The sequence below is a fragment of the uncultured Roseovarius sp. genome, from assembly GCF_913057115.1.
Taxonomy (GTDB): Bacteria; Pseudomonadota; Alphaproteobacteria; order Rhodobacterales; family Rhodobacteraceae; genus Roseovarius.
Genome location: NZ_CAJXNN010000041.1, coordinates 17,461 through 27,642, shown reverse-complemented (window position 1 = coordinate 27,642; position 10,182 = coordinate 17,461). Strand labels below are relative to the sequence as shown.

The window sequence follows — 10,182 nt, the reverse complement described above, 5'->3', positions numbered from 1 at the left end:
GAGGGCGAAGGCCCGATGCATGCCTATGTCGCCTCGGCCAAGCGGATGTTCTGGCCGGTGGTCAGCTCGACCGCGACCACGCTTTGTGCCTTCCTGCCCATGCTTTTCTGGCCCGGTGTGCCGGGGGAGTTCATGGGCATGTTGCCGGTGACCCTGATTTTCGTTCTTTCGGCCTCGCTTCTTGTGGCTTTGGTGTACTTGCCGGTGATGGGCGGGGTCACAGGGCGCACAGAGCGCTGGTTCAACACCCGGATTTCGCAGATCGGAGATGGGTTCTGGCTGTGGCATGTGCTGCTGTTTCCGGTGGCGGCGGCGGCGGTTTTCCTGGCTGGTTCAGTGGCGCCCGTTCTGTTGAACGAGGTATCGACCCAATTTGGTCAAATGGACGCGGGGCAAATCCTGTCTTCGGTCATCCCGACGCTTGCGACGGTCTTTGTCTTGTTGCTTGGTGTTGTCTCGCTGGCCGCGATGGCGATTGCCGGGGTGGTCGCCCTGTTGCTGGCGGTCATGGCGATTGTCCGGCGATTCCGGAATGCGTTTGCATGGCTCAAAACCAAGGTTTTCCGGCAACGCAAGGGTCGGGTTGACGCCGGATATCGGCGGACGCCCTTTGGCTGGTTCATCCATGCGATTGCCTCCAACCCGGTGATGCCGCTTGTGGCCTTTGCGACGATTTTTGTGCTCGTCGGTTCGGTCCTGATTTATTACGTGAACAACAACAACGGCACCGAGTTCTTCGTCGAGTCAGAGCCGGAACAGGCCATCGTTTACGTGCGTGGCCGTGGCAACCTTTCGATCGACCAAAAGGATGACCTTGTCGAACAGGTCGAGCGGGTCGTACTGGCCCACCCCGGCGTGGAGACCGCCTTTGCCTTCGCGGGGGAAGGGGGGCTGAACAACAACACCGGAGGCGCGCAGCCGCCGCTGGATACTATCGGGCAGGTTCAGCTTGAGACCATCCCGTGGGACGAGCGCCCGACCGAGACGGAGGCGTGGTTCACCATCCCGGTCCTCGATTACACGGTGCGCCGCGCGGTGAGCGCAGAAGAGTTCGATGGCGACACGATCATTGATGAATTGACCGCCGAGTTGGAGCAAATCCCCGGCATCCAGATCGAGATCCTGGCGCAGGCGCGTGGCCCGGCCTCGGCCAAGCCGGTGCATCTGCGCCTGAAAGGCGACAATTGGGAAGAGCTGCAAGAGGCCACGCGCAAAGCCCGCGAGAGGTTTGACGAGACTAAGGGCCTGACGCTTGTGGAAGATACCCTGCCCCTGCCCGGTATTGATTGGCAGATCAATGTCGATGTCGAAAAGGCGGGGCGCTATGGCGCGGATGTGGCCACGGTGGGCGCCATGGTGCAGCTGGTGACGCGGGGTATCCTGCTGGACACGATGCGGGTGCCTTCCTCTGACGAGGAAATCGACATCCGCGTGCGCCTGCCCGAGAAAGACCGTGTGCTCAGCACCTTGGACACCCTGAAGGTGCGCACCGAAGATGGCCTTGTGCCGCTGTCGAATTTCATCACCCGCGAACCGGTGCAAAAGCTGGCCCAGATCGACCGTGTCGATCAGACCCGGTATTTCGACGTGAAAGCCGGGGTCAAGGAAGGTCTGACCAAAACCGTGGCCGGGGAAGATGGCGATGGTGTCGAGGTGCCGATCACCGCCAATGAGCGGATTGAGACCCTGACCGAGTGGCTGGAAAGCGGCGCCCTGCCCGAAAGTGTTTCCTATGAATGGACGGGCGACCAAGAGGACCAAGAGGAATCCGGCGCCTTCCTGCAAAAGGCCTTTGCCGGGGCCTTGGGCCTGATGTTCATCATCCTGCTCGCGCAGTTCAACAGCGTCTATAACGCGGTTCTGGTACTCTTGGCGGTGGTACTCTCCACCACCGGGGTCTTGATAGGCATGCTGGTGATGAACCAGCCGTTTTCGATCATCATGACCGGCACTGGCATCGTGGCTTTGGCCGGGATCGTGGTGAACAACAATATCGTGCTGATCGACACCTATCAGGAATACAGCCGCTATATGCCTCGGATTGATGCGATTACCCGCACCGCCGAGGCGCGTATCCGGCCCGTTTTGCTGACCACGATCACGACGATGGCCGGCCTTGCGCCGATGATGTTCGGCCTGAGCCTTGATTTCATCAACGGGGGCTATTCCTTCAACTCGCCCACGTCCCTGTGGTGGAAGCAATTGGCCACGGCGGTGGTCTTTGGCCTTGGCATCGCAACGATGCTGACGCTCATTTTCACGCCCTCCATGCTGGCCCTTCGGGTCTGGGCGACGACCTATGTGCAATGGGGCGCACGCGGCCTTGCCATGCTTTCGCTGGGCCGCAGCAGCCGGGCGGCACAGGACTGGGCCTTGAACCGGGCTGCGGGGCATACAAAGGCACCTGAAATCCTCTGGGAGGAATACGGCGACTTAACCGGCTATGAAGACGAGCAAGGCGGCACCCCGGGGGCCGAGGACATAAAGCGCGTGCTCGGAGAAAGCGGCAAAACCGGCAAGGACGAGAATGGCCGTCCGTTGAGAGCGGCAGAATAACGGTGAGGGGCCGAATCAATCGGGCACGCCACAGTTTTGCCGCAATGCCAATCTTTTGAGCAGTTTTCGTAGATACCCGCGGGACAATTGAGTGTATTGTTAACTGGCGTTTCCGTTTCGGCAACAAAATGACACGTCATGCATCAAGCTTTTGCCATCATTCAAATTATGTGCATTTATGATACGGAGTGATTGAGAGGATTGATGAGATGAAATTGCTCAAGACATCCGTGCTTGCCAGTCTGGCATATGCAAGCACATCCGCGATGGCCTCTGCGCAGAGCTATAGCTGGTGGCAAAGCTGGTTTTACAGTTGGTCGGGCGGCGGCTCGTCGAGTTCGGGCGGATCATCGTCCGGCACCGCGACCGCATCGGCAGTTCCGGAAATCGACGCATCCACAGGCGTTCTGGCCATGGCGGCGGTTTTGGCCACGCTGGCGCTTGCTTGGGAAATCAAGCGCCGTCGCGCACAATAAACCTTAGATCAAGGTCCAATCGCCCCGCCATGCGGCGACCAAGGCAATCAGGGCATTGGCAACAGCATGGGCGGTTATGGCATCAGCCAGCCGCCCTTGTCGTATGTAGAGCAGCGAAAAGACGACCCCGGCGATCCCGGCCTCAAGCCAACGACCGTGCAGAAGGGCGAAGGCCCCCGCGGATAGGGCAATGGCCAGCACGCGGCGCAGCCATGTTCCATCGTCGATGCGGGCCTGTAGATAGCCACGGAAAAACACCTCTTCGATCAGGGGCACAAGGGCCACGGTACCGAGAATTCGCACCATGGCCCATGCGGCGAAGGCCAAGGGCGATAACGCGGCAAGCGCCAGCGATGCTGTGTCGGGTTCGGGTGCCAAGAGAACCCAGCCGACCCCGACGGCAATGCCCGCCACGACAGCCAGTCCCGTTGGCCGCTCAAGATATGCAGCGAGAGGGCGGCGCACGTAAAAAAGCGCCCCAGCCATCGCAACGACTTGCATCGGATAGCCCAATTCGGGTGCCTGCCAGAAGGCGTTGACCACAATGCCCGACAGCATGAAAACGACAAAAGGCAGGATTCGCGCGGCGGCGTCATCTTGGGACAAAGGCATTGCCGGCCCCAGGTTTGATGCCTTGTGCAACCAGCGGATTTTACTGACGGCGATCAGGACCCCGATCGCCAAACCCGTGAAAAACAACCAGCCTGCGAAACTGTGAAACCCGTTTACCGCCAGTTCCGGCGAGGCGTGGGCCCCGATCAGAATGAGGGCCGTAATCCGAACGATATTGAGCAGCCAGCTCAGGAAAATCGCCACGGGCCAAACCACCAGCCAGAAGCGACCCATCCGAATGGTATCGCGAAACAGTACGGCGTAAAGCGCCAGAAATGCCGTAATAAGGGCAAACCCCTCAATGCCCGAGCAACTGTCGGCCACGGCCACATTGAAGCCGTTGGTACCGATGATCTGCGCCGAGAAATCGACCACCGGGACCTCGGACAAAAGCGTCTGCAATACCGCAACGCCGATGAAGGTGATCTCGGTCAGGGTCCGCCAATACCAAAGCGGGGCAACGAAATCGGCGATATCCGGCAAGATCAGGGCGACAAAACCGAAGCCCAGCAAACCGCGCCAGCGCGGACGCAGCCAAGCCCCCCAATCTCTGGGCCGGGCCAACCAGAAAAGGCCACCGATGGCGGCCATGGTACCGCCGACCACGAGTATCGGGAAGATAACCGCGAAGGCGGCATTCAATTCGGATTGCGGCACCAGAAACAGTGTCAGGAAGGCCGCCCCAAGGCCAAATACATGCAGCAACAGCCAAGGCTTTCCACCAAATCGGGCCTCGGCCATTGCTGCGAAGCTGCGGCGTGCGGGCGGCAAGGCCCAAAGGTAGATGCCCAACATGCAGCCAAGGCACAGGGCCCGCACCACGGCCCCGCGCAACCCACGGCATGCTGTTTCTAGGGTCGTTAACCGACATTCGACCGAGGCCAAGACCTGAAAGGCGACCACGATGGCCACCAGTTCCGCCGCGAACAGCATCCCGATCCAGACCGCGCGTTGCGACATCTTGATCGACTCCACTTGTGTCATGCGCGCCAATCTCACCAAAGACCATGTTGAAAAGAAGGAAAAGACATGGAAATTGCAGGCGTAGGTCAGGCCGCCTCTTCTGCCTGTTGCCGTTGCCATAGGCTGGCGTAGCGGCCCTGCTTTGTCAAAAGGTCTGCGTGGGTGCCTTCTTCGACGATGCGCCCCTCTTCCAAGACAACGATGCGGTCGGAATCGGCCACGGTTGAAAGGCGGTGCGCAATGGTGATCACGGTACGCCCCTCGCCGGCCCTTTTCAGCGCGCCTTGGATGTCCCGCTCGGTCTCGGTATCCAAAGCACTTGTCGCCTCGTCCAGAAGCAGGATCGGCGGATTCTTGAGAAGGGTGCGAGCGATGCCGACCCGCTGTTTCTCACCGCCCGAGAGTTTCAGACCGCGTTCGCCCACTTGCGTGTTGTAGCCCTCTGGCAGGCTTTGAATGAACTCGTGGATCTGCGCGGCCTTGGCGGCCTTTTCAATTTCGGCTTGGGTCGCGGCATCGCGGCCATAACCGATGTTGTAGCCGACGGTATCGTTGAACAACACAGTATCCTGTGGCACCACGCCGATAGCGGCGTGCAGGCTTTTCTGCGTGACATCCCGCAGGTCTTGGCCGTCGATCCGCAATGCCCCGCCCTGCACATCGTAGAACCGGAAAAGCAGTCGGCCGATAGTGGATTTGCCCGAGCCTGACGGCCCGACGATGGCCACGGTTTCACCGGGCTTCACGCGAAGGTCGATCCCTTTCAGGATGGGGCGTTCGGGGTCATATCCGAACTCGACCGCGTCGAGATGCACCTCACCTCCTTGCACATTCAGAACCTTGGCATCACTTTTATCCGAAACATCGGGGCTTTGCTCTAACAATCCGAACATTTCGCCCATATCGACAAGGGATTGACGTATCTCCCGATAGACCGTGCCAAGGAAATTCAGCGGCATGGTAATCTGGATCATGTAGGCATTGACCATGACGAAGTCGCCCACTGTCAAACTCCCGTTCTGAACGCCAAAGGCGGCCATGACCATAACGGCAACCAACCCGCCCGTGATCAGCATCGACTGCCCGAAATTCAGGAATGCCAGCGAATAAGAGGTTTGCAACGCGGCGGTTTCATACCCCTCCATCGCCGCGTCATATCGCGCGGCCTCACGCTCCTCTGCACCGAAATACTTGACGGTTTCAAAATTCAGGAGGCTGTCTATGGCTTTTTGGTTGGCGTCGGTATCTTGGTCGTTCATCTGCTTGCGCAGCTTCACCCGCCATTCGGTTACCTTGAAGGTAAAGGCCACGTAGGCGGCGATGACACCGACCACCACGGCCAAGTACCAAAAATCGAAGAGCGTCCAGAGAACGATGCCGATCATCAAAAGCTCAAGTACCAAGGGGCCGATGGAGAAGAGCAAAAAGCGCAGGAGGAATTCCACCCCTTTCACCCCACGCTCGATGATCCGGCTTAACCCGCCCGTCTTTCGCGTGATATGATAGCGCAGCGACATGCGGTGGATATGCGTGAAGGTCTCCAGCGCCAGTTGCCGCAGGGCGCGCTGCGCAACTCGCGCAAAGATCACATCCCTAAGCTGTTGAAATCCCACATTCATCAGGCGCGCCATCCCATAGGCCACGGTCAGGCCAACGGCCCCAGCGCCCAACATCCAGGCCGGGTTCTGCCCTTCACCTGACAGGGCATCCACGGCTGCCTTGTAGAAATAGGGCGTTCCCACTGCCACCAGCTTGGCCACGAAAAGCGCGATAAGCGCGAAGACCACGCGGCGCTTCACCCATGCCTGACCATCCGGCCACAGGTACGGGGCGACCCGGCGGATCGTGGACCAGCCGTCGGCGGGCATGTCGGTGGTTGTCAGGGTAGATCGGCGCATTGGGGAGCCTGTCTTGAACACGTCGCACACAGATAGGCCGCGATAGGCCGGAAGGCCAGCCCCGCTATGTTTCTAGCCGCCGTTGGGGACGGTAAACACCTGACCTGGATAAATCAGGTCAGGATCGCGGATACGATCCTTGTTGGCCTCGAAAATGCGCACATACATCATTCCCTCGCCGTAGTTGCGGCGCGATATGGCCCAGAGAGTCGACCCCGGCTGAACAGTCACGGCACGCACGCTTTGGCCAAGGTCGTCTTGGGTGGCGATCACCTCCTGCGCTTCACGCTTGAAGGGGGTTTCAACCCGCGACGTGACCTGTCCATCAGCGCCAACCTCGTCAATCCGAAGGGTGTAGACACCGGTATCGACACTTGGCAGATCGGTTCGCCAGCTCCCATCTTCCGTAATGCGCGATGTGGTGATTGCGCTGTTGTCCAGATAGATGCGCACGAAACCTTCACCCTGCGCACGACCGGCAAGTTGCACGCCGCCGTCCTCGGCATAGGTGATCGCATCCAGCGCCACGCTGGTCATAACCTCGGGGTTGCTGTCTTTGGACACCGCAGGCTGCAACACCTCGACACCCTCGGCATTAGAGAGAAGCACCGCCTGCGAAGGGGCGCTTTCCTGTTTTATATCAGGGGCCTGAGATTGTGCGACATCAAGTTCGGCTGTCTCACCGATATCCGCGTCCGGCGGTGTCTGGTCGATATCCAATATCGCAGGGTCGGGCGATTTGGCCATCTCAATTGCGGCAGCCATCGGGGCAACGATGATCTCGTCCCTGGATTTCAGTATCGTGCCGCCCTCTGGAGCGTAGGTATTCACCGTCAGGATGCGGGGTTCGGAACTGGGCGAGATATCGTGGAAGGCCACGAAATCCCCGCTTGGGTCGGTCGGCACGCGTGTAAGTTCGGCTCCGTCCAGAAGGATCGCCACCTCCCAGCCTGCGGATGCCTTTCCAGCCACCAGCAAAGCCCCATCCGGAGCCAATCGAAAGTTGGAGATTTTCGGAGCTTGCGGCAAATCGGGCGTGGCAGGGTCGGGCTTGGTTTGTGTCGCCTGATCTGTTTCCGCCTGCGGTTCAGCAATGGAAACGACGGGTTGCTCTTGGTCCGGCACGTCGTCCTGCGACAAGACGCCAAGGGCATAAAGCCCCAGACCGCCACCGATCACGATGACCGCCGTCGCTGTAATAGCCAGGCCAGGCCCCCCGGCCAATCCCGCAAGTTTGCTCATGCGCTTCCCCTTGTGAGACGTCCCCGCGCCACACGCTTGCTGGACCATAGCAACAAGGCTATCACTGGTCAAAACAACCCTTTGAGACTTGGGGCAAATTCCATGCCAACACGATCAATCTGTGTCTTTTGCGGCTCACGCGCGGGGGCGCGGCCCACTTATGAGGCGGAAGCCACACGGCTTGGAGCCTTGTTGGCCGAAGGGGGCTATCGCTTGGTTTATGGCGCGGGGGACGTAGGATTGATGGGGGCGGTGGCGCGGGCGGCGCAGACGGCCGGTGGCGAGACCTTCGGCGTGATCCCCGAGCATCTCGTTCGCTGGGAAGTGGGCAAGACCGACCTTACGCGGTACGTGGTGACCGAAACCATGCATGAGCGCAAAAAAGTGATGTTCATGAACTCGGACGCGATCGTGGTTTTACCCGGTGGCGCGGGGTCGCTGGATGAGTTCTTCGAGGTGCTTACATGGCGGCAACTTGGCCTACATGAGAAACCGATCTATCTTTTGAATACAGATGGTTACTGGACACCCCTAATGCAATTGATGAATCATGTCATCGCTGAGGAATTCGCCGATGAGAGCCTGTTGGATTTCGTTGAGGTGGTCGAGGATATTCAAGGGCTGATGGCGGCCCTACGCGCGGCCCTGTCCTGACGTAGCGCCGAGGTGGTGTAGAGCGCCAAAGCTGTCCAGATCATGCCAAAGGCAATGGCGTGCCAAACACTGAACGCTTCGCGGAAAATCAGTGTGGCTACAAGGAATTGCAGGCTGGGGTTCAAGTACTGAACCAGCCCCACTGTCGAGAGCATGACGCGCTTGGTGGCATAGCTGAACAGGATCAGCGGCAGGCCGGTGAGGATACCGGAGAAGGCCAAGAGCAGGCTGTCTTGCCAGTTGGTGGCGAAACTGCCGCCGCCTTGGCCGTGAACAAAGCCCAAAACCGCAATGGCGATGGGCGACAGCATCAGAACCTCGGCCGTGACCGAGACGACCGGACCAACCGAAAGCCCTTTTTTTACAACGCCATAGAGGCCGAAGCTCACAGCCAGAACAAGGGCGATCCAAGGTGCCACCCCAAGACCGGCGGTTAGGGTGGTCACCGCCAGACCTGCCAAGAGGACAGCCAAGATTTGCACCCGCCCCAAGCGTTCCTTGAACACGATGGCCCCCATGATGACGCTGACCAAGGGGAAGATGTAGTAGCCAAGGGAGGCCTCGACCGCTTTGCCTAGTTGAATTGACGTGATGAAGGTGAACCAGTTCAGCGAGATCAACAAGGCCGCCGCGCCGATCGTGGCGGCGGAGCGGCGCGTGCCCACGGCGGATACAAGCATGTGAAACCGCCGCTGAACGACCAAGACCAAAGCGAAAAAAGCCAATGACCACAGGGTTCTATGGGCCAATATCTCAAGTGGTGGGATGTGTTCGAGCAGCTTGTAATAGATCGCCGAGAGGCCCCAGATCGTGCAGCAGGCCACCATGGCAAGAACACCTTTGACCGGCTCGCGCATTGTCTTTCCCATCCCTTTGCAGACCGCCCTAGGGGTGGGGGATGGCGCGGGGATTGGCAAGTGGGAAAAGCGTACGGGTCGTACGTTTTGCACAGGAGTTTCGTACGAAACTCGGGCGGTGAAACCAGCGGGGCGTACGACTCGTACGTTTTGGCGCTATCGTAGCGTTAGAGGTTGGGGTCGAATTCCTTCTTGAGCATCTTTTCAACCTTGTCGAGCGGATGGTTCGTCAGATCCTTTGGCAGCTCGCCGACGACACGATCTTCAACTTCCTTGTGGAGCTTTTTGCGCAACTGCCCCAAGGTCCCGGAGGAGGCGACCAGAACGATCCGATCGAAGGCGCCTTTATGGGCGTAGTGATACAGCTTGTCGGCCAGATCATCGGCGAAACGATCCTTGGCCAATTCGTGCCAGTCGGTATCGTCCATCGCGGACAGTTGTCCAACGCCACCATCCTGCATTCGGCCGGGACGGTTGGCCGATTGTTCATAGTCCGAGGGATTGTCTTGTTCTTCTTTCTTCACAATCTCAAGGCCAGGGTTGATCGCATCCAGCGTGTTCCTGAGAAACAGGGCCTTTTCACCATCGGCAATCAATACCCATGTTCCGTTCGTCAAAGTGGCCATATCATTCGTCTCCTCGATTTGTGCCGCTGTCGTGTTCGTCGGATTGGGTCACGCGGGTCGATCCGCCGGGGCGTTCCTTGGCGCGCTTTTCTTCGTCGCGGGTTGCGATTTTGCGAGCAAGGTTGCCGCCCGAGCGACCCTGATCCGCGACATGATGCTTGTCGCCGAGGATGTTTTCGCTGTCGCGGCTGCCATCCTTCGATCTGTGACGCTCTGCCATTCTTGCCTCCGTTTGGTTGCTGTCATTGATGAAACGCAAGCAAGCCCGGTCAGGTTCCGGCCAAACGAAAACACCCCC

General features: G+C 59.2%; 9 protein-coding genes. 3 read left to right on the top strand and 6 right to left on the bottom strand.

Features of this window, described 5'->3' with window-relative positions:
- Both QZ498_RS14555 and QZ498_RS14550 read left to right on the top strand, forming a co-directional pair.
- The coding region (locus tag QZ498_RS14555) for an efflux RND transporter permease subunit (RefSeq protein WP_294623497.1) at positions 1–2,556 on the top strand (2,556 nt) is incomplete at its 5' end.
- 209 nt (positions 2,557–2,765) lie between these two features.
- Positions 2,766–3,032: a VPEID-CTERM sorting domain-containing protein gene (locus QZ498_RS14550; RefSeq protein WP_294623495.1), complete on the top strand. Its 267-nt coding sequence runs from the start codon at positions 2,766–2,768 to the stop codon at positions 3,030–3,032.
- Between the two features lie 3 nt (positions 3,033–3,035).
- Here the strand turns inward: QZ498_RS14550 and xrtE are convergent, their stop codons facing one another.
- The 3 genes from xrtE to QZ498_RS14535 form a co-directional block, all read right to left on the bottom strand.
- Complete coding sequence (gene xrtE / locus QZ498_RS14545) at positions 3,036–4,628, bottom strand: exosortase E/protease, VPEID-CTERM system (protein WP_294623493.1); 1,593 nt, start codon at positions 4,626–4,628, stop codon at positions 3,036–3,038.
- 65 nt (positions 4,629–4,693) lie between these two features.
- Positions 4,694–6,505, bottom strand: coding sequence for an ABC transporter ATP-binding protein/permease (locus tag QZ498_RS14540; RefSeq protein ID WP_294623491.1), 1,812 nt, complete (start codon positions 6,503–6,505; stop codon positions 4,694–4,696).
- A 72-nt stretch (positions 6,506–6,577) separates the two neighbouring features.
- A complete protein-coding gene (locus tag QZ498_RS14535) occupies positions 6,578–7,747 on the bottom strand; it encodes a LysM peptidoglycan-binding domain-containing protein (RefSeq protein ID WP_294623489.1) in 1,170 nt (389 codons plus the stop codon).
- Positions 7,748–7,849: 102 nt separating this feature from the next.
- On the opposite strand from QZ498_RS14535, the gene QZ498_RS14530 reads away from it, so the two are divergent.
- Entirely contained in the window at positions 7,850–8,401 is a 552-nt protein-coding gene (locus QZ498_RS14530) for a TIGR00730 family Rossman fold protein (protein ID WP_294623487.1), read from the top strand.
- Here the strand turns inward: QZ498_RS14530 and rarD are convergent.
- From rarD to QZ498_RS14515, 3 genes are all read right to left on the bottom strand, one after another.
- The gene (gene rarD / locus QZ498_RS14525; protein ID WP_294623485.1) at positions 8,362–9,258 is read right to left on the bottom strand and encodes an EamA family transporter RarD; all 897 of its coding nucleotides are present in this window, start codon (positions 9,256–9,258) and stop codon (positions 8,362–8,364) included. The two genes, QZ498_RS14530 and rarD, sit on opposite strands and share 40 nt — an antisense overlap.
- Before the next feature lie 167 nt (positions 9,259–9,425).
- The gene (locus QZ498_RS14520; RefSeq protein ID WP_294623483.1) at positions 9,426–9,884 is read right to left on the bottom strand and encodes a host attachment family protein; all 459 of its coding nucleotides are present in this window, start codon (positions 9,882–9,884) and stop codon (positions 9,426–9,428) included.
- Position 9,885: 1 nt separating this feature from the next.
- Entirely contained in the window at positions 9,886–10,104 is a 219-nt protein-coding gene (locus QZ498_RS14515) for a hypothetical protein (RefSeq protein ID WP_294623481.1), read from the bottom strand.
- Positions 10,105–10,182 lie beyond the last annotated feature (78 nt).